The following is a 23,205-nucleotide window of genomic DNA, read 5'->3' as shown; positions in this document are numbered from 1 at the left end:
TATAAATGGAACAAATAACAAGTTTTTTACCTATTCTTTTGATGATCGCCGTGGTTTATCTTTTTATGATACGCCCGCAGATGAAACGTCAAAAGGAAGAGAAAAAATTCGCTGAAGAATTAAAAAGAGGAGATCGTGTCATTACTAAAAGCGGTCTTCACGGAAAAATTTTAGATTTAAATGATACTACGGTGATCTTAGAATCAGGAGCCGGTAAGATGAAGTTTGAGCGTACTGCACTCTCTCTGGAACTTACCAAGAAACTGAACGAGCCCGCCAAGGTTGAAAAGAAAAAGTAATAGTTATATAATACTGTATACTTAAAAAACCTGATGGTTATCCATCAGGTTTTTTTATGCATTAAACTAAAAATCCCTTACCGTATGACCGGTAAGGGATTGGTATTTATAAAAAGAAACTAAGTCTTATGATTCTATAAATAAGCTTGCAATTGTAACCGCTTCGTCCCTCGTTAGGATTTCGTCATAAGCTTGCGTTGCAGCATCCATTGTGAATGGAGATCCAGAACCTAAGGTCGTTACATCTACACCGCCTTGTGAGATGTTATCTTCACCATTATATACAGCTTGTGTAGCTTCCGGCATACCAGCACCTCTTTGGTTACCAGTTATCCATCCTTCAAGACCTCTTAATCTTCTGATCTCAGAAGCGTGACGTGCTTCAACAGAATGTATTTGTAATGCTGCTGTTAAAACACCGGCGCTTCCCATTAAGTTTGCAGCCTGCCCTTTATAAGCACGTACTCCTGTATCTTCAAATGCTTGCGCTAAGGCTAGTAATTGAGCATATGCAGTAGCTTGCCCGGCACCGTTTTCGTTAAATGGGTCAAATGCACCACCAACAGTAAAATCAAAAGAAGGTTTAGCTACAGGATCTGCGCCTGCACCTTCAATGGCTGCTGTTAAAAAGTCTACGTGTTGCGATTCGTGCTTAGAAATCTGTTGATAAATTGCCTCTGCTTTAGCATTGCTTGAAAGTACCCCAGAATCTAAAGCCATTGCATAAAATTCGTCTTCAAGATATTCTAAGGTAAGGGCTAAATTAAGTACACCAACAACATCACCAGAACTTTGTGCCATCGCTTTATTAGAAGCGGTAGCAAGCCCAAATGGAACTGCCGCAAGTGCTGCTTTTTTACCAATACTTCCTAACTGGCCAAACATAGCCCGTCTACAAGTCATAGGTTCTTGCATTTTATCTGTAGTAAATTCGTCTAGAAATTTTATTAAATTCATTGTAGTAAGTTTTAATGGTTAGTAATTACGCTCCCGGATTGTTATAAGTAAACGGCGTTACGAAGAATCCGCCTGCTGCAGAAATAACTTCCTCAGGTGAAGCTGCTAAGTCTAATCCGTTGCTATCGATGATATCGTCTCCGGCAAAAGCAGTATAATCTGCGCTTCCGTTTATAATAGAGCGAATTGCCGCTGCGTGGCGTGCTTCAACAGAAACAATTTTTCCTGCTAAGGTAAGATACACAGCAGTCTGAATGTACTGTCCAGCACCATTATATGCGCTTACTCCTGTATCTTCTAATATTCTAGCCGTAGTCAAAACTGAATCTCTATTACCAAAATCTACACTACTAAAATCAAATTCTAGATCAGCAGTCAATTGTTGCTCCATAGGTACATTTGCACCAATTGCAGCTTTAAAGAACTCACGGTGATTTACCTCGTGATTATATAGGTCTAATAAGATGGCTTTTTCGTCTGCTGAAGCGCTGGCGTAAAAAGAACCATTTACAACATTGGTATAAAATGCAGCCTCTAATTGTTCTAGAGCGTATGCGTAGTTTAAAACACCAACATCTCCAGTACCTAGGTCAAAGGTTCCGCCGCCCATCATATTGCCATTGTCGTCATCATCGCTACAAGCAGCTAATAATAAACTAGAACCGGCTAATGCAAGACCGCTTACTTTTAAGAAGTTTCTGCGGTTTCTACCAACAGTTTGAGTTTTTACCTCAATCGATTTTTTCTTTTTCATAATTTGAGTTTCTTTGGTTATTAATACTTATTGAAACTTACGTGGAAAAAGAGGGTAGGGTTTTTCTAATGTATTTCTTTAACAAAGATTTGGGAGTAATGCTACTAAATAGTCTAGGTTTTAAGAATAATTATGGATGTTGAATAAAGCTACGTAAACACTTCATTAAGAGAAAAATGTGAAGAATTTGTTGGCTTATTAGAAGAATTAAAATTTATCAATGTGAAAATTGAAAATTTTAAAATAAAAAAACCGAATCATTGTAAAATCATTCGGTTTTTGAGTCTTTGTGTTTTCAGCTTGTGGAGAAAGATCTTGATTAATCACACCCAAAGTCAAAATCTATGATCTCAAAGCCATAATTCTTTTTGTAGTTGAAATGCCACCATTCTGTACGAATCGTTTGAAAGCCGAAACGCGTCATCCCTTCCTGTAACAATTTGCGATTGTCTAACACTTCTCGCGGCAAAGAGGTATTGTCTATATGTGCTTTTCTTCCGAAGAAATCAAAATCAGTTCCCATGTTAAGCGGTGTGCCATCTAATTTTTCAAGACTGAGGTCAACCGCGGCTCCGCGATTGTGTACAGAGCCCGAAGTATATGGGTTGGCAACATATTGCGCGTTGGGATAAACCGCCCACATTTTCTTTTGAGCGCTAACGGGTCTATAGCAATCGTATAAAACAATGCGATATCCTTTTTCGCAGAAATAATGATTAGCTTCCTTGAGCGCGGCTGCTACTTCAGGTCTGAGATAGCACGAAGCACAATCGTAAAAAGCTTCTTTTAAAAAATTATTGTCTGTTGCGTAGCGTATGTCGTACGTAAAACCATCAGCGAGCGTATCAATTTTAATAAGAGGAACTTCAGCTTGCTGTGCAAATGCAAAATTTCCTAATAAAAAAATTACCAAAGCTAAATATGATTTTACCATAACAGAACTAGATTTTAAGCTTGATTTTTAAGATACTTACGTTCCATCCAGAAGGTGCCAAATGGGATTACAGAACAGATCAAAACAATAAATAGCGTTTTAAAGTTCCATTTTAATTCAAATTTTACCAGTATCGCCATAACGACATAGAGAAGAAATAAAATGCCATGAGCCATTCCAATAATCTGGTTAGGACCCGTTTGATCAAAAATATACTTCAAAGGCATTGTGACGAAAAGAATAAGAAGAAGAGAAACACCCTCTAGTATACTTAAAATCTGAAAAGCTTTAATCATTTAAACTAAATTAAAAATAGCTGCACCATAAACGGCAAAACGCACAAAACGCAGCAAACCAAATAAAAGGTAATTGATAAATGGGTATTTAATCATCCCCGCAGCCATACTACTGATCGCAAAAGGAACAGGAAGCACAGCACCTACAATGATAAGAAATCCGCCCCATTTACGAGCATTTTTAAGATGCTTTGCCATCTTTACTTCTAAATAGTCATGTACTGCAGGAATACGCGTTGAAGCACGGCCCATAAAGTAACTGATGATTCCGCCGGCATAAGATAATATCGCGATAAGTGACAAATACAAAATAGGATCTGGCATTTTATCACTCCATGCAATAAAGATCTCTGGTGGAATAAGGCCTAAAATACTTTCTGAAATAAAAAATACGGTGAGTACCCAAAAAGGAGGGAAGGTATCGGTCATTTTGACCAGCAGCGCGTTGATATCGATAACAAAATAATGTATCGCTAATAAAGCAGCTACAAATATGATAACCGGCGTAAGTGCTTTTTTTAAACTTCCGCCTATAAAAGAATAGAATCCGGTAAACTTATAGTACTGGTGTAACAGACGGATTCTTGATTTTTTCTTTGTTTTGCTCTCTTGCGCCATTAATTTTTTTGCAAATATACCGCTTGAAAAACCTGTTGAAAAATTGTTTCTGCTAATATTTTTATAAATACCCAGATTTAGCAAAATTTTAAAGAAAGCTGCGTGGGTGTTGGGCTGAATAAGCCTTATTTTTAACATATGGAGAAATTTAAAAACAAAGTCGCCCTCATTACCGGAGGGACCAAAGGAATAGGTAAAGGAGTTGCTGAAGCTCTTCTAGAATTAGGAATGAATGTAGCCATTACCAGCAGAACACTTACTGCTGCAGAAAAAGCAGCAGAGGAACTCAACAAAAGCGGAAAAGGTAAAGCGCTTGGTGTAAAAGCTGATGTGCGCTCGATGGAAAGTCAGGTGCAAGCAGTAGATGCTGTTTTAAAAGAATTTGGCCAAATTGATGTATTGGTCGCTAATGCCGGTTTAGGTCATTTTGCGAGTATTACTGATTTGACTGCAGGTGAATGGCAAGAAACCATTGATACCAACTTGACCGGAGTTTTCTATAGTGTGAAAGCTTGTCTCAACGAACTCAAGCGTTCTAAGGGGTATATTTTTACCATATCTAGTCTGGCAGGAACGAATTTCTTTGCAAATGGCTCTGCTTATAACGCGAGTAAATTTGGTTTAACCGGCTTTACCCAAGCTATTATGCTAGACCTGCGTCAGGATGATGTTAAGGTGTCAACCATTATGCCGGGATCTGTGGCGACGCATTTTAACGGTAATGAACCTTCAAAAAAAGATGCTTGGAAGATTCAAAGCGAAGATATTGGGGAGCTGGTTGTAGACTTATTGAAAATGAATCCGCGTACGTTGCCAAGTAAGATTGAAGTTCGCCCATCAAAACCACCTAAAAAGTAAACGAGATTCTATAGCAAGAGGTTTTAAGCGTGCGACTTCAATAGATGCACAACTTCAACTGAGATAGATTCAAAAAAATCGGGAGTGTTTAAAACACTCCCGATTTTTTTATTGGTACAGTCAAAGGGTTTTGACTAAGATATAAGTTTCCATACGATTAATGCTCTTCAGCATATTCTTGCATCGCTTCAACGTAGGCTCTTAGATCTAAACGATTGACCTTATTTTCTGGTTCAGCAAGCAAATTTAAAAGATACAGCAAACTCTCTGCAGGACTTGAGGACACTTCGGTTTCTTCAAACTCATCTTCATATCCTTCTACCGGCTCCTCGTCAGGAATCGCGATGTCAAAGGTTTGATATGCTTCGATATGTTCAAAAACAAGACGTATTGTTTTTGCTAATAACGGGCGCTTTTCTTCAACTGCATAGGGTCTAAGATTTTGTAAATCTTCGACAACAGTATTGATAATAATACCATTTTGCTCAACGTCGCCTATGAGCTTGTTTATAAGTTTTATCGCTTTTGGATTCTTCAAAATGATGTTTTTTATGTTGCCACAAAGGTAACAGATTAGGTATTTTTTACTGAAAGACTTTGCTAATTTTTTTCAGTTTTAAGAGGGCATAATTGGTGTTTTTATGAGCCTTTTAAAATTAAGAGTAATACTAAGCGTATTTTTTTAAAACTTACAATCTAAATTATCAATCATGTAATTCTTAAATCAAACTTTCGATAAGCCCTTAAAATGCCTTATTTTTGCAAAATTGAACCTTAAACAAACTTCACTTTTGAGCGAAAAAGCATCAGCGCAAGATAACGGCAACGGAAAAGAACTGTATAACTATCAATTAAATGACCTTGACAAGATCTTTAATTGTATGGAGGAGGAGTCTGATGACTTCAACCTCCTGTACCAGCTGCCTACCGGTGGTGGAAAAACAGTGATCTTTTCTGAAATCGTACGTCGCTATATTAAAGAAAAACAAAAAAAAGTAGTCATTCTTACACATAGAATTGAGCTTTCTTCTCAAACTTCAAAAATGCTTAAGAGTTTTGATGTGCCTAATATGGTCATCAACAGTAAGGTTAAAACTCTTGAAGGCAACGAAGATTATATGTGTTATGTAGCGATGGTAGAAACGCTTAATAACCGTCTTCAAGATGAGCAAATTGATATCAACGATATTGGCCTTGTAATTATAGATGAGGCGCATTATAATTCGTTTAGAAAGCTATTTAGTTACTTTAAAGATGCTTTTATTCTTGGAGTGACAGCTACACCTTTAAGTTCTAACGTTAAGTTGCCGATGAAGGATAACTACCGTAAGCTGATTATTGGTGAAAGTATAGGCTCTCTTATTGAAAAAGGCTTTTTGGCTAAAGCCAACATGCATACGTATGATGTAGGTTTAAAAACGCTACAAGTAGGGATCAATGGGGATTATACGGTAAAGTCTTCAGAAATACTCTATACCAATCACAGCATGCAAGAGAAGCTTCTTGCAGCGTATGAAGAACGGGCCAAGGGTACAAAAACGCTTATTTTTAATAACGGGATCAATACCTCACGCTACGTATATGAAACCTTTAGAGAGGCGGGATATGATGTAAAGCATTTAGACAATACGCACACCAATAAAGAACGAAAGGAAATTTTAAAATGGTTTAAGAATACTCCCGATGCTATTTTAACTTCGGTAAGTATTTTGACAACCGGTTTTGATGAACCTAGCGTTGAAACCATTATTCTCAATCGTGCGACACGTTCGTTGACGCTTTATTTTCAGATGATCGGTCGTGGTTCGCGTGTTTTACCAGATAAGAAGACCTTTGAAGTTATTGATCTGGGGAATAATATGGCGCGTTTCGGGTTATGGGATGCTCCAATGGATTGGAATGATATTTTCTTATACCCTGATTTCTATCTTGAAAATTTGGTGAGCGACGAGGAAATTGAGCGCAATTTTGAATACGTGATGCCACCTGAACTTCGTGCTCAGTTCAGCAATAGTGAGTCAATTGAATTTGATATCAAAAAGGAATACGAAGATGTTTTTGCCAAAGGTCTGAAATCAAAAGAAGCGCTTGAGCGTTCTATTGATCAGCACGCGCGTATTATTTTTGAGAATACTGAAGATGTTTTCGATGCGCGTATTCTTGCCCGCGAACTTAAGGAAGAGATTCAATACCGTATTCGCTTGTATTCTTACTGTATTATGAAGAATACTAAAAATTACAAAGATTGGTTAGAAGAAGATTATATGCGTAAATTGAGACTCAAACTGAGTCAGATGTATGCTAATATTCCGGCTCAGTAAACTACCTCAGGGCAATCTCACGAGGATTATTTTTACATACTAATTTTTAATTTTGAGGCATTTCGATGGCTTTTGGGAAGATGTATCTTTACCCTTATCCAACGCCAAAAAAGCCCCCATTCTTATGCACAGGAAGACGCGAAGCTTTTATCTGACATTTCTTTTAGTTACTACCTCTTTTTTGCTTTCTTCGGAAAGTAATGCGCAACGTGGGAATCACGAACTCGGCGGGTGGTATATGTACTTTTTTGAGACAGATTTCGGCCAAAGCAACTTTGGAATTATGGGAGATGTACAGCATCGTAGTTTTAATGTTGCTCATGATTTTCAACAATTCATTCTACGGGCAGGTTTATCTTACAAGTTTAAGAATTCCTCTTTTAGAGCTGTCGCGGGTTATTCTTTTTTCAATAGCGGAACTTTCGGCCCCAGCAATGCTCAACTCATTGAAAATCGTTTGTACCAAGATCTAATCTGGACCAACGCCTTATTTGAAGGTCGCATCGCGCTGTTGCATCGCATCAGGATCGAAGAACGCTTTATAGAAAATCAAGACTTTAGATCCCGCTACCGTTATTTTCTAAACGCAAAGCTTCCGCTGAACGCCAAAGCAATGGGACCAAAGACTTTTTTCGCCTGGACGGCTGCCGAGATATTCGTGAATGGCGAGAAAAATATAGGCAATGGCCAATCTGTAAATCTTTATGACCGAACGTGGTTATTTGGTGGTTTAGGATACCAGTTTAGCAAAAGTTTACGGTCAGAACTCTCTTATATGCGTGAAATCACCGAAAACCAGACTAAAGGACAGTTAATTTTAAGTTTTTTTCACACTTTCTAAGAATCTAAATTATAGTTTTGCCCTATGATTTTAAAAAGTAAAACTTCAAAAGCCGGAATCAGCTTATTGCTGATCTTGGCTCTTTTTGCTTTTAAAATTGTAGATCTTCATAATTATACGGCTAAAAAAGACAGAGATTCGGGGCATTCCTATCACGAACTTTGTTTGATGGGGGACAACCATAAACAGCATTTAGATTTTGTGCTTCCTCCGGTTTTTGAGATAGAGCAGGATGAGATTTTTGTTTATCTCAAAAAGCCTCAGACTCTTAGCAACACAAAACGGTTTTTTCTTTACATAGAAAAAAACCACCTTAATAAGGCGCCTCCCGCGCTTATCAGTTAAGCTTTTTCGATAGCTTATCGTATTTCAATTGTGCACAGTGTAGTGTGCGATTCCGTGGTTATTTCATTGCGTTGTTCTTTCAATTTTAAATGAGAGCCATCCAATTGAAATTCCTAAAAATCGAGATTCTTCCTTTCTTATTTTTTAATCACCCTGATTTGGGTATTTGATCTTTTACTATGAACGTATTCCGTTTAGTGATTTTATTAATTTTTACAGTTCAGCTTCAGGCACAAACTTGTGACTACAGCATCACTGGTGTGGTGCGTGATTTTCATGATGGAAGTGTGCTGGCAAATTCAACACTAAGCGTAAATGGGTATGATATTTATGCGTTAAGTGATTTTGATGGAAGGTACACCCTTGATGGATTGTGCGCCGGGACATACGTCATTACGATCACGCATCCGGAATGTGAAGTTGCCGAATTTACGGTGGAAGTGCAACGGGACCTGCAACGGGATTTTAAGTTGGAACATCACACCGAAGAACTCAATGCAGTAACTGTGCAAGGTGAAAATTTAAATCAAGGTACTATATCGGGAAGTCAAGAGGTTTTAAAGTCAGAAGTCTTAGAGCAGTACAGCAACGCAAGTTTAGGGGACGCGCTGCGGGAAGTTCCCGGAGTTTCTTCGCTGAATACCGGAAGTACAGTAGTAAAGCCTGTTATTAATGGTTTACACAGTAGTAGGGTGCTGATCATTAATAATGGTACGAGAATGGAAGATCAAGAATGGGGCGTTGAGCACGCGCCCAATCTTGATATCAATGCTGCCGAAAATGTTACGGTGATCAAAGGTGCTAGTGCGTTACGTTATGGTGGTGACGCCGTAGGTGGAGTAATCGTTACCAATGCGCCGAAGGCTCCAGTAAAAGATACATTATATGGAAAAACTATTTTAAGCGGTGCGAGTAATGGAAGAAGCGTAGGACTAACCACCAGTTTATTGAAAGCTTATAAAAGTGGTTTTTATGTTCAAGGTCAGGGAACAGCTAAATATGCGGGCGATTTGCGCGCACCAGATTATGTACTATCTAACACAGGCTTGAGAGAACGCGACTTTTCGGTGGGATTCGGACTGAACAAATTCACTTACGGATTTGATGCTTACTATAGTTTTTACAATTCAGAAATAGGTATTTTAAGAGCCAGTCATATTGGTAATCTGAGCGATTTAATTCGGGCTATTAATAGCGGAGCACCTGATTACGTGCAGGATTTCACTTATGATATTAATGCTCCTAAACAAGATGTTTCCCATCATTTAGCTAAACTCAGCTTCTACAAACGCTTTGAAAATGCTGGAAAGCTCAATCTGGATTATTCTTTTCAGCAAAACAACCGAAAGGAATTTGATATTCGCCGCGGGGATGATAGTGATAAGCCCTCGCTAGACTTGAGATTGACCACACATACGTTGTCATCAAACTTTCTTTATGATGCCATGGCGGGTGTAAAAGCCAATTTTGGTGCAGAAGTTTCGTATCAAGAAAATTTTCCAGATCCCAATACAGGAATCAGAAGACTTATTCCAGATTATGAGATGTACACTGCAGGCGTGTACGCTACCGCCGATATAGATCTTTCTCCAGATTGGCGCTTAGATGGAGGGATTAGATATGATTTTATGCAGGTAGATGCGCAGAAATATTATTTAAACAGCAGTTGGGAAAGTCGCGGGTATGAAGAGGAATTTGGTGATCTGGTGGTTAGCCGCTCAGATAGTCAGCTACTCGTGAATCCTGTTTTTGATTATCATAATTTTTCCGGGACTGTAGGCGCTCGCTATCGAATCAAGCCTAACTGGGATTTAAAATTCAACTTGAGCAGTGCCTCTAGAGCTCCTAATCCTGCGGAACTTTTTAGTGATGGTTTACACCACTCTGCAGCGATTATCGAACTCGGTGATTTGAGATTAAATCAAGAACAATCTTATAAAGCCAGTGTTGAATTTACCGGTCAAATCGAAGGTTTAAGCTTTGGGATCAATCCGTATTACAACCATATTGATGATTTTATCATTATGGAACCAAGTGGATTGCAGTATACAAATAGAGGCGCTTTTCCTGTATATCAATACGGTCAGGTTGATGCGCGATTGTTAGGGGTTGACTTGCGTGCCGCTTATGCTTTTAATGAAAACTTTGATCTGCAAACGGTATTCGCTTACGTAAACGGGCAGGATTTAGAGCGAAACAGGCCTTTGATAGATATGCCGGCACCTAATATAAATACCACCTTAGGATTTCAAAAACCGGAATGGAATAATCTCAAATTAGGTTTACGTAATCAGAGTGTTTTAAAACAAACGCGTTTTCCCGATAATGACTTTGAAGTTACTTATATCAATGATGCCGGCGAGCAAACCACCGAAAGGGTAGAGGTAAGTCGCACGCCAGAAGCATACAGCTTATTTCACTTAACATCATCTGTTGATTTTGACGTATTTAAACAATCTACATTAACCGTAGGCTTTTATGTAGATAACATATTAAACACCGCCTATCGTGATTACCTAAATCGCCAGCGCTATTTTGCTGATGATCTAGGACGAAACTTTAGAATTCAATTAAAATTAAATTATTAACTCCTAAATTTTTTATTTATGAAAGCAACTAAATTATTTGCACTGGCTCTTGTAGCCGTAATTGGTCTTAATTCATGTTCTTCTGACGATGATAACACGCCTGAAGAAATCAATGAAGAGGAAGTGATCACCACGATCACCGTAACTCTTGCACCACAAACGGGAGAAACTGTCACCTTAACATCAAGAGATCTTGATGGAGATGGTCCTGACGCACCCGTGATCAGTATTTCTGGAGCTTTACAAGCCGGAATGCTTTACAACGGAAGTGTATTATTAGAAAATGAAACCGAAACTCCAGCCGAAGTAATCAATGAGGAAATTCAAGAAGAAGCAGATGAACATCAGTTTTTCTTCCAAGCTTCTTCTGACTTAAATGCTGATTTTACCTACACCGATTCAGAAAATACATATCTCAACAACGGCGTTTCTAATCCTGTAGGTTTAACCTTCAATTTACAAGCAGGTACTGCTTCTTCTGGAACATTCACGATTACTTTAAGACATGAGCCTTCTAAAGATGCAGAAGGAGTGAGCGAAGGTGATATCACAAATGCAGCCGGAGAAACAGACGTTCAGGAAAGCTTTGACGTCGTGATCGAATAATTTTAGACCGTGAACCAATTAATTGCCTTAGGGTTTTAGACGCTTTGGTGGTTATAAATAAAAAAAGCGCTGCAATTATATTGCAGCGCTTTTTTTATTTTCACTTTTAGGAGGTAAACTCTTATCCTAGATAAGTTTTAAGCACTTTACTTCTAGAAGTATGGCGCAATCTACGAATACCTTTCTCACGTATTTGACGTACACGCTCGCGGCTTAAATCAAACATTTCTCCAATTTCTTGAAGGGTATGAGGCTGTTCGCCACCAAGACCATAGTTTAATTTGATAACATCTGATTCTCGTGGAGAAAGTGTTTCAAGCGCGCGCTCAATTTCGGTACCTAATGATTCTTGCATTAAATCTGCATCCGGGTTAGGAGATTCACCAGATTTTAATACATCATAAAGGTTAGAGTCGTTTTCGCCTTCTTTAAAAGGTGCATCCATTGAAAGATTTCGACCTGAGTTTTTCATTGCTAATTTTACTTTAGCAACCGTCATGTCTAACTCTTTTGCGATTTCTTCAGCAGATGGTGGGCGCTCTAAGCTTTGCTCTAAATAAGAAAATGCCTTATTTATTTTACTTATCGTACCAATTTTGTTTAGGGGTAAACGCACCGTTCTTGAATGCTCAGAAATAGCTTGTAAGATCGACTGACGAATCCACCATACGGCGTACGAAATAAATTTAAAACCACGGGTTTCGTCAAAACGTTTAGCCGCTTTTACTAGACCTACGTTACCTTCATTGATCAAATCGGGTAGTTTTAAACCTTGATTTTGATATTGCTTTGCAACAGATACCACAAAACGTAAATTAGCCTTCGTCAATCGCTCTAGCGCTACTTGATCGCCTTCACGAATACGTTGTGCCAACTCGACCTCCTCATCAGCAGTAATCATATCGAGCTTACTTACATCTTGTAGATAGGTGTTTAAAGATTTTGATTCCCGATTGGTTACCTGCTTGGTGATTTTGAGTTGTCTCATATAAAATTTATTTGTTAAAAGTAAATAGGACGTATTATAACATGGATAAATTTAAAATCAAATTAAAATACCAATTTTATGATATTTTTAGCATTTATCCACTAAAATTATATTATTCCCAAAAAATGAGGAACATCCTAATTCTCCTCATCATTTTTCTTTTTCCTTTTCAAGAACGAAAAAAAGCCTCCGCTAGTATTCTCTTCTTCAACTTCTTCCGTTTCTTCTATTGCTTCATCGCTAATAACAGGTTCTTCTTCTGTTCTGATGATAGCACCGTTATCGTCTAGATAAACTTTCTTTATAAATTTTTGTTCTTGTCCGTTGAAAATGGACTCAAAAAATTTAGTAACTCTAGAAGTGCTGTCTTTAACAATAGGAGCACAGCTTAGCGCTTCTCTCACTTCAGCGCTTGGTGCTTTAAAGCGTTGTTTAGTCAATTCAGCATAGGTGGTATCCTGATTGAGTTGCTGCATAAACTTTGCGTAAATAGGTAATGCAGAATTTGCACCGGCACCCAAACCTGTACTGCTAAACCCAATTCTGTAATCATCATTACCCACCCAACTTACCGCAACCATATACGGTGTAAGGCCTACAAACCAGCCATCTTTATTGTCTTGAGTGGTCCCGGTCTTACCTGCGATGTCATTTTTTAGCTTATACGTATACCTTAGTCGGGTTGCAGTACCTTCACTTACAGTTCCGCGCATCATTTCTATCATGGCTTGTCGTGTAAAGTTGCGCATTACTGCTTTTTCAGGAACTTCAGGCTCAAATTGAGCTATGGTTTTACCTGCCCGATCAACGATTTTAGTAATGTAATACGGCTTCATAGGTCTTCCGCCATTTACAAATGAGGTGTAGGCCGAAGCCAGATCACGCATTTTTATTTGTGCCGTCCCCAAAGCTAAAGAGGGTACTTGAGGAAGATTTGAAGAGATTCCCATCCTACGTGCTTGGTTGATCACCTTACGTATTCCTACATCAATGATCACTTTTACAGCAACCGTATTGATCGAATTACTCAGCGCACCTTTAAGGGAATAGGAAAGATCTTCACCTTCACCACCGGCATTTGCCGGCGACCACTCTTTATTATTAAAATAATAAATTTCCTGAGCGCTGTCGTAGTAGGTGCAAGGATCCATCTCTTGTTCTAGAGCAGTAGTGTAAACAAAAGGCTTGAATGTAGAACCTACCATACGCTCACTTTGACTCACGTGATCGTACTTAAAGTTTTCAAAGTCGATTCCGCCTATATACGCAAGAACGCCACCGGTTTGTGGGTCTAAAGCCACAAAACCACAATTGAGCAATGATAAGTAATGCGCTAAGCTGTCTTTAACCGAAATATCTTGTGTGGTCTCGTCTGTATTCCAATCAAAAATTTTGCGTTTTTGCTTAAGGTTGAGTGAGTCCTCTAATGCTTCAGGTGAAATACTATCTTTTACTAAACGTTGATAATACGGAAGCTTTTTAAGACTTGGTTCTAATACCGAAGCACGTTTCCACGGGGCGTAATTTCCGTAAGCTTTCTCATATTGTGCTTGAAGCGCTGCCATATGTTCCCGCATTCCTGCTTCGGCATATTGCTGCATGGTTTTATCTAAGGTGGTATGTATGGTTAAACCATCTTGATACAGGTCATACGAAGAGCCATCTTCTTTCTTATAATTTTTTAAAAGGTCTTGCGCTTCGCGACGAATAAGTTCTCTAAAATACGGTGCAACACCCAGATCTGTTCGCTTTTGATAACTCAACACAATGGTGTCGCGTTCCATCCCCACAGTGTCTCGAGGTTGCAGGTAGTTATAACGCAACATCTGATTGATAACCACATCGCGACGTTTTTTAGCACGATCAGGATAGACTCTGGGATTGTAACTGTTGTTCGCCTTTAATGTTCCCACCAAAATCGCAGCTTCATTGAGTGTTAAGTTTTCGGTGTCTTTATTAAAAAATTTCTGACTAGCGCTTTCTATTCCGTAGGTGTTATCAGGAAATGGAACAGTGTTGAGATATAAGTTGATGATCTCATCTTTGGTATAAACATCTTCAACACGCTGCGCGATGATGAACTCCTTGAACTTTGAAATTACTAAGTTGAAGGCCCCAGATCCTCGTCTTCCGTAGATGTTCTTTACCAGTTGTTGCGTGATGGTGCTTCCACCTCCGGAGGAATCATCTTGCATCAACAAGGTTTTGAAAAACACACGCATTAAACTCACTTTGTCAACGCCATCGTGTTTGTAAAAGCGAGCATCTTCGGTAGCAATAAGCGCATTTTTTAGATGGGAAGGAATCTCATCAAAACCTATAGGGCGGCGGTCAAAAATATAGTATTTACCTATTACTTTCCCATTACGATCAACAAGCTGAGAAGCAAGCGATTGCTCTAGGTGACTTAATTCATACTTTGAAGGAAGTGATCCCCAAACTCCAACATAAATACTGAAGAAAAACAAGGAGAATAAGAAGAAAAGAGACCCTAAACCTAAGAGTGGATAGCGCACCCACTTTTTCTTAATTGCTGAATTGAATTTTAGGGTTGCAAAGCGAAATCCTATTTCTATATATTTTAAAGTTTTTACAAAAAACTTTAGCGCTTTACTTTTTAACTCGGTCAGATTGCTATTTCCTAGGGGATTTTTCATAAAGAAACAAATGTACATGTATTTTATGCCCTCATCTATATAGCTTTAGATTAGTTTAACAACTATTTTAAGGATTTGCTGTAACAAAAAATGACCTTGTGCGTCTTACTTGTATAACATCAATCAAGAAGTTCTTTTAAATTATGAATTGTGTTGAAACTTCATTCAGGCTTGGTCTGAATGGTGCTTCAAATCGATTGGCGAAATACATCCTCAGGATGTGTTGTTGCCGGTTTAAATCTACATTCTAATTTATATATCAATCACAAAACGAGCGGTTATCTGATTCTTTTAGATAGCTGCTTTTTTTATTAGTGTTCTTCAAGAATTAGTATCGCTAAAAATTTATTTATTAAGATTCTTTCCTAAAGTTTGCCCTACTACATTTACAACAAGGTTGATAGGAGTAAGGTTGCGGCGACGCATAGAATGATAGACAGGATTCCACCTATTATAAAAAAGTGCTTAAATCGGTAGATTCCCAGATTGTATATTAGCGTATTGGTTTGATAACCTACCGGAGTAAAAAAGCTGAAGTTTGCCGCAAACATCACAGCGAGTATAAATGGCTTGGCCGGTAGATCAAGACCTGCTGCGACCGAAATGGCTATGGGAGCCATAATTACCGCAGTAGCATTGTTAGAAATACTACCGCTCAGGATCATTGTGATCATAAATAGTGCAGCGAGAATAAACAGATTATTCTTTCCATCAAAAAGGTTCAAGAGCTGTTCAGAGAGCCAAAGATCTGCCCCGCTATTGGTCATCGCCACACCTAACGGAATCATTCCGGCGAGTAGAAAGAAAATTTGCCAGTCTACCTTATGATAAATTTTGTTCATCTCAAGACTATTGGTTGCCAAAAGCAAACCAATCCCCGTAAGTGAACTCGCTAAAATACTGAGCAATCCTGAAGCAGCCATCGTAACCACAGCTACTAAAATGGCTGCCGTGATATACATTCTCTTTGGATTTTTAGTATTTGAAGATTCGTGCATTTTTAAGATCACAATCCCTTCAAGGCGCTCTAAAGTATTGAGTTCGGTTTGTGTGATCTCTAAAAGAATACGATCGCCGGGCTTGATGCGGATTTGATTTAAATCTTTCCTGATCAGACGCTCGGTGGTATTCCTGATGTTTTTGCGCTTTTTAATGGCGATGGGCAGAGCACCTTCTAATTTGAGTCTTTTAAGGTTGTTAAGCGTATTCCCTATAAATGCTGATCCCGGAAGCACTAGAACTTCAACCAGCTGAATTTCTTGTTTATCCCGCTTGGTATTTGATTTGTCCTTATCGGTAACTTTTATGTCTTCAGTTTGTTCCTTTTTACTTCTTAAGGTGCGTTGTGTAAGATGCTCTTCAGCGGAAATTCGTTCTATATTTTCCAGATCAGCCATAACCACAAGCCTATCGTTTTCAGCAAGAGTAATGTATTTTCCCGGAGCATTGGTAACTACGCGATCGCGTATGAGTTTCAGGAGCGTAACATCTGTGTCTTTAAATAAAAAGGTGTCTTGAATGGCTTTACCTATCAAAGGGGAATCACCGTTAATGGTAAGTGTGGTAATTAGATTATCAATCTCATAATCTGTTTCTAATCCTTCTGAAACATTTTTTTTCGGCAAAAATTTTGATCCAATTGTTACTACAACCACGCCAATGAGTAGAAAGATGACACCAAACCAAGCAAATTCAAAAAAGCCTAATTTTTCCACCCCGCGATTCTGCGCAACAGAATTGACAATTAGGTTAGTAGAGGTTCCCATCAGCGTGCAGCTTCCGCCTAAAATACCTGCGAAAGAAACCGGCAATAACAATTTCCCCGCAGCAACGCCATAACGCTCAGAAAGCTGAAAAATGATTTTTATAAATACAATGACCACGGCAGTAGTGCTAATAAACGAACTGATACTTGCCGTAATGATCATAAATGTTGGGATCAGCAATATAAGCGGGATGATGCTCAAGCGTTGCAAACCTCTCGTAAACCAGGCAATCACTCCATTGTCTTCAAGCGCTACGGCGATGATCATCAAAGCAAGAACGGTAATGGTCGCTGTGTTTGAGAATCCGCTAATGCCTTCTTCCGGAGTGACCAGTCCGGTAAGCATTAAAGCGATAATGATGAAAATCGCTATTTTATCAACTGGAAATAATTCAGTTACAAAAAGGAAAATGGTTATTCCTAGAATGATAAAAACTTCAATAATTGCAAGATCCATAAATGGTGTTAAGAATAAGGTCTAAATTTAGTGGGAAAGAACACAGCATCTTGCCAAATATTCTATAAACAATTATAGATTTGATGGGAAAACAATTGCTAGTAAATCTATAAATTAAGGCTGAAATGGCCACAATTAGCTATGTATAAAGTCTTAAGGAAGCATTTGGAGCGTGTTATTGAAATTTCAGATCAAGAATTTGATGAATTCTGCAGTTTATTAGTGCTTAGGAAACTGCGTAGAAAAGAACTTCTAATTCGTCCCGGGGATCGCGTTACTTCAGAATTCTATGTGATTTCGGGTTGTTTACAAGCGTTTCATACTTCAGAAAATGGCGATCAATCAATCTTACAATTTGGAATCGAAGATTGGTGGGTGAGTGATTTTGAAGCCTTTTTTAATGATACACCGGCACGTTTAAGTGTAAGTTGTATTGAAGATTCAACGGTGCTAGAATTGAATAAAGAAATGCTCGAAGAACTTTACAAGCGTATTCCCAAGTTTGAGCGATTTTTCAGAATTAAACTCACAAAAGCTTTTGTAGCGCTCTATTCACGAATTCAAAACGGTTTAGAAAAAAACAGCACCACGCGATATCTGGAATTTTGTGAGACTTATCCGCATATAGAACAGCGCGTACCTAATTATAAAATTGCCAGTTATTTGGGAATTAAGCCAGAATCGCTAAGCCGTATTCGAAAAGAGCTTGCAGAAAGGGAAGCTAGTATTAACAAGGCTTAACAACATTAGTAGATTCTTAACAGCAAAGGATAACATAGGTCAATGAACTCAAGATAGGTGTATTTGTAGCTTTACAAAAACAAAAATTATTATGAGTTTAGAGAACAAAAATATTATTGTAACGGGAGCTTCTAGTGGAATTGGTGAAGCTACGGCCAAAAAATTAGCTGCAGCCGGCGCTAATGTTGTAATCACAGCGAGACGTACAGAGCGTTTGAATGAATTGAAAGATGAAATTGAAAAAGATGGAGGAAAAGCACTTGCGATCACTGGAGACGTTACCAGTAAAGAAGATTGGAAAAGCATAGTAGAGCAGACGCACAACAATTTTGGAAAAGTGGATGTCTTGGTAAATAACGCCGGACTTATGCCTTTATCTTTCGTTGAGAATCTAAAAACGGATGAATGGGATAAAATGGTAGACGTCAATATAAAGGGCGTGCTTAACGGAGTTGCTAGTGTAGTTCCTGATATGAAAGAGACAAAAGCGGGTCACATTATCAATATTTCATCTGTTGCAGGTAGAAAGATTATGCCGGCAGGGGCAGTGTACTGTGCTACCAAATATGCAGTAAGAGCGCTAAGCGAAGGAATTAGATTAGAAATGGGGCCAAAGTATAATACTAAGGTAACTTCTATTGAGCCTGGTTTTGTAGCGACAGAACTGACCAATACGATCACAGATGACGATGTAAAGGATATGATGTCTCAATTTGAAGACTTAACTCCATTGCAAGCGAGTGATATTGCTGATTCTATTTACTATGCATTGACACAGCCAGAACATAGTAGTGTCAATGAAATTTTGATCAGACCAACAAATCAAGATCTATAGGATCTTTAGATTCTTAAGTGTTGAATAAGCAAGAAGTCCGGCGCAAGTCGGACTTTTTTTTATAGTGATGGTGCAAATTATAATTGCTGAAGCTACCTAAAAATAATTATTGGTATGAAACGGATGTAATGGGTTAGAATAACTAGCAGATAAAGGCAATATTAAAAAGCCCAAGTAGCCCTAAAATCAAAGCAACAAGTCCAATAATTACCCGATACGGATTTAATACACTGGCGGCTTTATTGAAGAAGTTTTGAAGTGAAGGGTGATTTTCAAAAGTGCCACCTAAAAGTGCTAACCCGGCCAATACCGCTACGATATCTCTAAAAGTACAGAAAGGCCTGAACAAGAACCAAATCCCTAGAATTAAAGCTATGCCGCCAATAACCGCTGCAAATGGTTTTAGAGCATCGGCAATTTTAGCAAAAAGCTGCGTACTGCCGTCCCATTTATCTAAAGTGTTAATAGCAAGTAATATTCCTGCACAAATTAGGGCAAGCTCATAAAGAATTATCATTGTACAACTGTGTTAGTTTATCAAAGTCGTTAGCGGGTTCAAGAGCATTTTGCTCTCGTATAAAGTTAACGGCTTCCAATAAACTATCAAAAGAAAAAATATCGCCTTTGTAGAAAAAACGTTCAATAACCAGATTGTAAATAGCTGTTTTTCGATAGGTGACTACTGCAAATGTTTTAAAGAGTTGACGCTCATATAAGAATCTGAGCCAATCTTGAGGTTTGATGGCATAATCGTGTATTCGGTTTGAGATATAATTAATTTGGCCTTCTTCACCATAGAATTCTTGACCTACACGTATTACTTCCGAAGCTTTGTTCCAGTCAAAAAGTTCACCTTCATTTATTTCTGAAATAATGAAGTTGTCAAAAAAGTAAAAAGTACCAAAACTAAAGCGATGTTCTTCACGTATAAAATCAATTAAAGGGGAGTCTTCAACACGCATAGATTAAATTTTTCTTTTTAAAGTAGAAAAAATACGAGGTTTCCGAAAACGTTTAACTAATTAATACGTTTTACTTCTAAAAAAAACCGCCCTAAGGCGGTTTTATACAAGTAATTAGATTTTAAGGCTTAGTCCGTGCTGCTTACCATAGATAAAAACTTATCTAAGTTTGGTAGAATTACAATGCGCGTACGTCTGTTTTTCGCACGATCTTCTTTAGTTGCATTATCCACTAGAGGTAAATAGCTGCTACGACCGGCAGCAATAAGTTTAGATGGATCTACATCGTATTTATCTTGTAGCTCTCTAATGATTGCCGTAGAACGCTCTACAGAAAGTTCCCAGTTATCTTTGATATAGGCTCCGGGTTTTACCGTTTGATCATCGGTATGGCCTTCTACCATAACCTCAATTGCCGGCTCAGAATTGATCACATCAGCCAAACGTTGTAATAAACCGTCTGCTTTGTTGCTCACACGATAACTTCCACTATTAAAAAGAAGTTTATCAGAAACATTGATCATTACTACAGTTTCATCAATATCAACTTGAATATCTTCATCTTCTCCTACCGAATTGTCTAAATTCTTTTTAAGGTTATAGGAAATAGCCAAGTTCATAGAATCCTCCAGACTTTTAGCCTGAGAAAGTTCGTTTTGATCTACATTTCTTAAGGTCTGGCGCATTTTGTCTTTTGTGCTTTCAGACATAACAGCTAGATTCTCTACCAGATCAAGCTTTTGATAATTATCATCTCTAAGCGAATTAATTTTGCTGTTGTAGTCAGCAACACGGTTTTCTATAGCGCTGTATTTAGCTTCAAGTTCTTCCTTTTCAACTTGAGTTTTAGTAAGTGAAACTCGTGTATTATCGTATTTAGTTTCTAATTCGGTGTATTTCTTTTTAGAAACGCACGATACAGTAAGTATAGTCGCACCTACTAGTGCAACAGTATTCATTGTTCTCATTTTTCATAAATTTAGTTAGACCTTAATAACAGAGGCGTGCTAAATTTATTTTTTTGAGAATGCTATAATTCTGTTAAAACGAAGATTACCAGGAGATGTAAATCACTAAAAAAGTCCGTAAACAGTACCGTTTACGGACTTTTAATATTATTATTTACGGGAGCCGATTAAGGAAAAGTTTCCGGAGGCTCACCCGAAATATAATGTTTGTATTCAACTAATATTTCTCGGACTTGGTTGCCCTGAGGTAGTTTACTTAATATCTACAACCTCAAGCTCAAAGATCAAGTCTTGTCCTGCAAGTGGGTGATTGGCATCGATCACGATACTTTCGTTGCGTACTTCGGCAACACGTAATTGACGCTCAGTACCGTCAGGGTTTTTAGCAACTAATCCCATCCCAACTTGAGGATCAATTTCCTGCGGAAGGTCTGCCTTTGGTACTTCTTGAAAAAGATCTTTACGAACTTCACCATAAGCTTCAGCCTCAGGAATCGTGATCGTTTTCTTTTCGCTTACTGTCATATCAATAAGGCCTTTTTCAAAACCTGGAATAATCTGACCTTGACCCAATTGAAATTCAAGCGGTTGCTTATCTACCGAACTGTCAAAAATCTGACCATTGGTTAATTTTCCGGTATAGTGTACTTGAACCGTATCGTTATTTTTTACTGAACGTTGTGTATTTTTTTCCTGTGTTTCCATAGTGCGGAAGCTATAAAACAGAGGAGGCAATACCTAAGCAATTTTGTTAAAATAAAAATTTTTACGAGTTCAAAAAGAAAAGCATCAAACCTTTACGATTTGATGCTTTGCGCTTGATTTTATTTAGAAATTAGGACTTCGCTTTTCTGATCTTTATCACTTTTGAGATCACAAAATAAGCCACAAGTGCAATAATAAAGTAAATAAAGTAGGAAACCGGCTTGCCATCACCACCTACGGTAGTAAATAAACGTTCCCAACGAATTTTTTCCATAATTCCGGTACCATTGCTATCCCAGCTAAACCAGATGAATACAGGTTTACCTACAATATGATTTTCAGGAACAAAACCCCAGAATCTACTGTCTTCACTATTGTGACGGTTGTCACCCATCATCCAGTAATAATCCTGTTGAAAGGTGTATTCTGAAAGGGGTTCTCCATTAAGAAGTACTTGATTTACTTCTACTGAAATTTCACGTACTTCTCCCATTTCTTCGCCTTCATAAACTTCGATAAGGCGTTTGTAAAGCGGAAGGTTTTCCACAGAAATAGGTGTGGTAGTACCTTTCTTTGGAATATACACCGAAGCGATCTGATCTCTATTTCCTAAGCTGGCATTTCCTTTAGGAAAGATTGAAGGATCTTTTTGGTCAGTTCCGGCGATAAGTTTTTCTAAAGAAGCAACATTAGGATGATTGCGGAAGCGCTCGGCATTTTCAGCAGTAAGGGCTTGTGTGAAAAATTGTGTTGAATTGTAAAATTTCAGATTACTGATCTTGTATTGATCATAAAGATTTTTCGCATTGAATCCGCCGCCTTTTGCGGTTCCTTGATAACTATATTGCAGTTGAGCGCGACCCGGTAGTTCTAGCGGATTATTATTAACATAAACCTTACCGTCAACAACTTTTAAACTATCCCCCGGAAGTCCTACCGCACGCTTTACATAATTAGATTTCTTATCAATGGGTTTGTGATAATACTTACCGTCATCTAAGCCATAAAAGCGATTTACCGTATCTACCGGCCAGCTAAACACCACAATATCACTGCGCTCAATATCCTGAAACCCTGGAAGTCTAAAATAGGGGAGATGTGGCTTATCTAAATACGATTTTATCCCCAACCCCGGAATGGTGTCGTGAACCATCGGGAAACTAACAGTGGTCATTGGGGTACGCGCACCATAATGAAATTTACTTACAAAAAGAAAGTCCCCAATAAGTAAAGTACGTTCTAAAGATCCCGTAGGTATTGTAAAAGGTTGCATTACATAAGTGTGCACAATGGTCGCAGCAACTACGGCAAAAAGTATAGAGCTTACCCATTCTCCAAATGCACTTTTAGCAACTAGAGAACGCTCAGTTTTATAGGTTACGGGCGCCGCATAGTTTAAATAATATAGGTAAAAGCCTAGCGTAACGATCACCAGTAGCGTATCGGTTGTTGAGTTTTTACCAAAGCTACGCGCTGTTTCAACCCAGATTACAGGAAACATAATGAGATTAACAATGGGTATAAACAATAAAATGGTCCACCATTTAGGGCGACCAATTATTTGCATTAACACGATTGCATTGTAAACAGGAACGATTGCTTCCCAAGCTTGACGTCCTGCTTTTTTATAGAGTTTCCAGGTACCTAAAAAGTGGATTACCTGAACCAACAGGAAAAATAAAAACCATTGCATCATTGTCATGGGTCTAC

At 38.3% G+C, this 23,205-nt stretch carries 23 protein-coding genes; 9 read left to right on the top strand and 14 right to left on the bottom strand.

Features of this window, described 5'->3' with window-relative positions; translation table 11 throughout:
- Positions 1-5 precede the first annotated feature (5 nt).
- The gene (yajC, locus tag BUA96_RS08720; RefSeq protein ID WP_009780051.1) at positions 6-299 is read left to right on the top strand and encodes a preprotein translocase subunit YajC; all 294 of its coding nucleotides are present in this window, start codon (positions 6-8) and stop codon (positions 297-299) included.
- Positions 300-425: 126 nt separating this feature from the next.
- Here the strand turns inward: yajC and BUA96_RS08715 are convergent, their stop codons facing one another.
- The 5 genes from BUA96_RS08715 to BUA96_RS08695 form a co-directional block, all read right to left on the bottom strand.
- Complete coding sequence (locus tag BUA96_RS08715) at positions 426-1,256, bottom strand: ferritin-like domain-containing protein (RefSeq protein WP_072982311.1); 831 nt, start codon at positions 1,254-1,256, stop codon at positions 426-428.
- A gap of 25 nt (positions 1,257-1,281) precedes the next feature.
- Positions 1,282-2,010: a ferritin-like domain-containing protein gene (locus BUA96_RS08710; protein WP_072982309.1), complete on the bottom strand. Its 729-nt coding sequence runs from the start codon at positions 2,008-2,010 to the stop codon at positions 1,282-1,284.
- 319 nt (positions 2,011-2,329) lie between these two features.
- Positions 2,330-2,944 (bottom strand): M15 family metallopeptidase, encoded by a 615-nt coding sequence (locus BUA96_RS08705; protein ID WP_072982307.1) that lies wholly within the window; start codon positions 2,942-2,944, stop codon positions 2,330-2,332.
- Positions 2,945-2,958: 14 nt separating this feature from the next.
- Positions 2,959-3,240, bottom strand: a complete 282-nt coding sequence (locus BUA96_RS08700) for a DUF3817 domain-containing protein (protein ID WP_072982305.1) — start codon at positions 3,238-3,240, stop codon at positions 2,959-2,961.
- Complete coding sequence (locus BUA96_RS08695) at positions 3,241-3,996, bottom strand: YqaA family protein (protein ID WP_394365241.1); 756 nt, start codon at positions 3,994-3,996, stop codon at positions 3,241-3,243. It lies immediately after the preceding gene.
- Between BUA96_RS08695 and BUA96_RS08690 the strand changes: the two genes are divergently transcribed.
- Positions 3,997-4,716: an SDR family oxidoreductase gene (locus BUA96_RS08690; RefSeq protein ID WP_072982303.1), complete on the top strand. Its 720-nt coding sequence runs from the start codon at positions 3,997-3,999 to the stop codon at positions 4,714-4,716.
- 157 nt (positions 4,717-4,873) lie between these two features.
- Here the strand turns inward: BUA96_RS08690 and BUA96_RS08685 are convergent, their stop codons facing one another.
- The gene (locus tag BUA96_RS08685) at positions 4,874-5,254 is read right to left on the bottom strand and encodes a hypothetical protein (RefSeq protein ID WP_072982302.1); all 381 of its coding nucleotides are present in this window, start codon (positions 5,252-5,254) and stop codon (positions 4,874-4,876) included.
- A gap of 253 nt (positions 5,255-5,507) precedes the next feature.
- Here BUA96_RS08685 and BUA96_RS08680 point away from each other — a divergent pair, with 253 nt between their 5' ends.
- From BUA96_RS08680 to BUA96_RS08660, 5 genes are all read left to right on the top strand, one after another.
- Positions 5,508-7,037 (top strand): DEAD/DEAH box helicase, encoded by a 1,530-nt coding sequence (locus tag BUA96_RS08680; protein ID WP_072982860.1) that lies wholly within the window; start codon positions 5,508-5,510, stop codon positions 7,035-7,037.
- A gap of 124 nt (positions 7,038-7,161) precedes the next feature.
- The gene (locus BUA96_RS08675) at positions 7,162-7,878 is read left to right on the top strand and encodes a DUF2490 domain-containing protein (protein ID WP_072982300.1); all 717 of its coding nucleotides are present in this window, start codon (positions 7,162-7,164) and stop codon (positions 7,876-7,878) included.
- A 24-nt stretch (positions 7,879-7,902) separates the two neighbouring features.
- Positions 7,903-8,223, top strand: coding sequence for a hypothetical protein (locus tag BUA96_RS08670; protein WP_072982298.1), 321 nt, complete (start codon positions 7,903-7,905; stop codon positions 8,221-8,223).
- Between the two features lie 179 nt (positions 8,224-8,402).
- Positions 8,403-10,811, top strand: coding sequence for a TonB-dependent receptor (locus BUA96_RS08665; RefSeq protein ID WP_072982296.1), 2,409 nt, complete (start codon positions 8,403-8,405; stop codon positions 10,809-10,811).
- Positions 10,812-10,829: 18 nt separating this feature from the next.
- Positions 10,830-11,417, top strand: a complete 588-nt coding sequence (locus BUA96_RS08660) for a type 1 periplasmic binding fold superfamily protein (protein WP_072982294.1) — start codon at positions 10,830-10,832, stop codon at positions 11,415-11,417.
- 121 nt (positions 11,418-11,538) lie between these two features.
- Here the strand turns inward: BUA96_RS08660 and BUA96_RS08655 are convergent, their stop codons facing one another.
- The 3 genes from BUA96_RS08655 to BUA96_RS08645 all read right to left on the bottom strand — a co-directional run bounded on the left by BUA96_RS08655 (position 11,539) and on the right by BUA96_RS08645 (position 17,284).
- Positions 11,539-12,405: a sigma-70 family RNA polymerase sigma factor gene (locus BUA96_RS08655; RefSeq protein ID WP_009780064.1), complete on the bottom strand. Its 867-nt coding sequence runs from the start codon at positions 12,403-12,405 to the stop codon at positions 11,539-11,541.
- A 137-nt stretch (positions 12,406-12,542) separates the two neighbouring features.
- Positions 12,543-15,062 (bottom strand): transglycosylase domain-containing protein, encoded by a 2,520-nt coding sequence (locus BUA96_RS08650; RefSeq protein ID WP_072982293.1) that lies wholly within the window; start codon positions 15,060-15,062, stop codon positions 12,543-12,545.
- A gap of 386 nt (positions 15,063-15,448) precedes the next feature.
- Complete coding sequence (locus BUA96_RS08645) at positions 15,449-17,284, bottom strand: SLC13 family permease (RefSeq protein ID WP_072982291.1); 1,836 nt, start codon at positions 17,282-17,284, stop codon at positions 15,449-15,451.
- A 141-nt stretch (positions 17,285-17,425) separates the two neighbouring features.
- Here BUA96_RS08645 and BUA96_RS08640 point away from each other — a divergent pair, with 141 nt between their 5' ends.
- Entirely contained in the window at positions 17,426-18,025 is a 600-nt protein-coding gene (locus BUA96_RS08640) for a Crp/Fnr family transcriptional regulator (protein WP_072982290.1), read from the top strand.
- Between the two features lie 91 nt (positions 18,026-18,116).
- Positions 18,117-18,860: an SDR family oxidoreductase gene (locus BUA96_RS08635; protein WP_072982288.1), complete on the top strand. Its 744-nt coding sequence runs from the start codon at positions 18,117-18,119 to the stop codon at positions 18,858-18,860.
- A 142-nt stretch (positions 18,861-19,002) separates the two neighbouring features.
- On the opposite strand, the gene BUA96_RS08630 is transcribed toward BUA96_RS08635, so the two are convergent.
- The 5 genes from BUA96_RS08630 to lepB form a co-directional block, all read right to left on the bottom strand.
- On the bottom strand, positions 19,003-19,377 hold the full coding sequence (locus BUA96_RS08630) for a hypothetical protein (RefSeq protein ID WP_072982286.1): 375 nt from the start codon (positions 19,375-19,377) through the stop codon (positions 19,003-19,005).
- The gene (locus BUA96_RS08625) at positions 19,361-19,822 is read right to left on the bottom strand and encodes a hypothetical protein (RefSeq protein ID WP_072982284.1); all 462 of its coding nucleotides are present in this window, start codon (positions 19,820-19,822) and stop codon (positions 19,361-19,363) included. The genes BUA96_RS08630 and BUA96_RS08625 overlap by 17 nt, the downstream gene beginning before the upstream one ends.
- A 128-nt stretch (positions 19,823-19,950) precedes the next feature.
- Positions 19,951-20,790 carry an OmpA/MotB family protein gene (locus BUA96_RS08620; RefSeq protein WP_072982283.1) on the bottom strand — a complete coding sequence of 280 codons (840 nt, stop codon included), beginning with the start codon at positions 20,788-20,790 and terminating at the stop codon, positions 19,951-19,953.
- Between the two features lie 252 nt (positions 20,791-21,042).
- On the bottom strand, positions 21,043-21,495 hold the full coding sequence (locus tag BUA96_RS08615) for an FKBP-type peptidyl-prolyl cis-trans isomerase (protein WP_072982281.1): 453 nt from the start codon (positions 21,493-21,495) through the stop codon (positions 21,043-21,045).
- Between the two features lie 130 nt (positions 21,496-21,625).
- Positions 21,626-23,197 (bottom strand): signal peptidase I, encoded by a 1,572-nt coding sequence (gene lepB / locus BUA96_RS08610; RefSeq protein WP_072982279.1) that lies wholly within the window; start codon positions 23,195-23,197, stop codon positions 21,626-21,628.
- Positions 23,198-23,205: the final 8 nt, after the last annotated feature.

It is taken from the genome of Leeuwenhoekiella palythoae, from assembly GCF_900130045.1.
GTDB classification, from domain to species: Bacteria; Bacteroidota; Bacteroidia; order Flavobacteriales; family Flavobacteriaceae; genus Leeuwenhoekiella; species Leeuwenhoekiella palythoae.
Note: the sequence above shows the minus strand (reverse complement) of the source record. Positions and strands in the feature narration are given on the sequence as shown.

Coding starts and splice junctions, on each gene's coding strand:
- BUA96_RS08645 (WP_072982291.1), bottom strand. CDS start 17,284: ATGGATCTTGCAATTATTGAAGTTTTTATCATTCTAGGAATAACCATT.
- BUA96_RS08630 (WP_072982286.1), bottom strand. CDS start 19,377: ATGATAATTCTTTATGAGCTTGCCCTAATTTGTGCAGGAATATTACTT.
- BUA96_RS08620 (WP_072982283.1), bottom strand. CDS start 20,790: ATGAGAACAATGAATACTGTTGCACTAGTAGGTGCGACTATACTTACT.
- BUA96_RS08655 (WP_009780064.1), bottom strand. CDS start 12,405: ATGAGACAACTCAAAATCACCAAGCAGGTAACCAATCGGGAATCAAAA.
- lepB (WP_072982279.1), bottom strand. CDS start 23,197: ATGACAATGATGCAATGGTTTTTATTTTTCCTGTTGGTTCAGGTAATC.
- BUA96_RS08660 (WP_072982294.1), top strand. CDS start 10,830: ATGAAAGCAACTAAATTATTTGCACTGGCTCTTGTAGCCGTAATTGGT.
- BUA96_RS08650 (WP_072982293.1), bottom strand. CDS start 15,062: ATGAAAAATCCCCTAGGAAATAGCAATCTGACCGAGTTAAAAAGTAAA.
- yajC (WP_009780051.1), top strand. CDS start 6: ATGGAACAAATAACAAGTTTTTTACCTATTCTTTTGATGATCGCCGTG.
- BUA96_RS08615 (WP_072982281.1), bottom strand. CDS start 21,495: ATGGAAACACAGGAAAAAAATACACAACGTTCAGTAAAAAATAACGAT.
- BUA96_RS08705 (WP_072982307.1), bottom strand. CDS start 2,944: ATGGTAAAATCATATTTAGCTTTGGTAATTTTTTTATTAGGAAATTTT.
- BUA96_RS08670 (WP_072982298.1), top strand. CDS start 7,903: ATGATTTTAAAAAGTAAAACTTCAAAAGCCGGAATCAGCTTATTGCTG.
- BUA96_RS08625 (WP_072982284.1), bottom strand. CDS start 19,822: ATGCGTGTTGAAGACTCCCCTTTAATTGATTTTATACGTGAAGAACAT.
- BUA96_RS08690 (WP_072982303.1), top strand. CDS start 3,997: ATGGAGAAATTTAAAAACAAAGTCGCCCTCATTACCGGAGGGACCAAA.
- BUA96_RS08715 (WP_072982311.1), bottom strand. CDS start 1,256: ATGAATTTAATAAAATTTCTAGACGAATTTACTACAGATAAAATGCAA.
- BUA96_RS08640 (WP_072982290.1), top strand. CDS start 17,426: ATGTATAAAGTCTTAAGGAAGCATTTGGAGCGTGTTATTGAAATTTCA.
- BUA96_RS08635 (WP_072982288.1), top strand. CDS start 18,117: ATGAGTTTAGAGAACAAAAATATTATTGTAACGGGAGCTTCTAGTGGA.
- BUA96_RS08700 (WP_072982305.1), bottom strand. CDS start 3,240: ATGATTAAAGCTTTTCAGATTTTAAGTATACTAGAGGGTGTTTCTCTT.
- BUA96_RS08710 (WP_072982309.1), bottom strand. CDS start 2,010: ATGAAAAAGAAAAAATCGATTGAGGTAAAAACTCAAACTGTTGGTAGA.
- BUA96_RS08695 (WP_394365241.1), bottom strand. CDS start 3,996: ATGTTAAAAATAAGGCTTATTCAGCCCAACACCCACGCAGCTTTCTTT.
- BUA96_RS08665 (WP_072982296.1), top strand. CDS start 8,403: ATGAACGTATTCCGTTTAGTGATTTTATTAATTTTTACAGTTCAGCTT.
- BUA96_RS08675 (WP_072982300.1), top strand. CDS start 7,162: ATGCACAGGAAGACGCGAAGCTTTTATCTGACATTTCTTTTAGTTACT.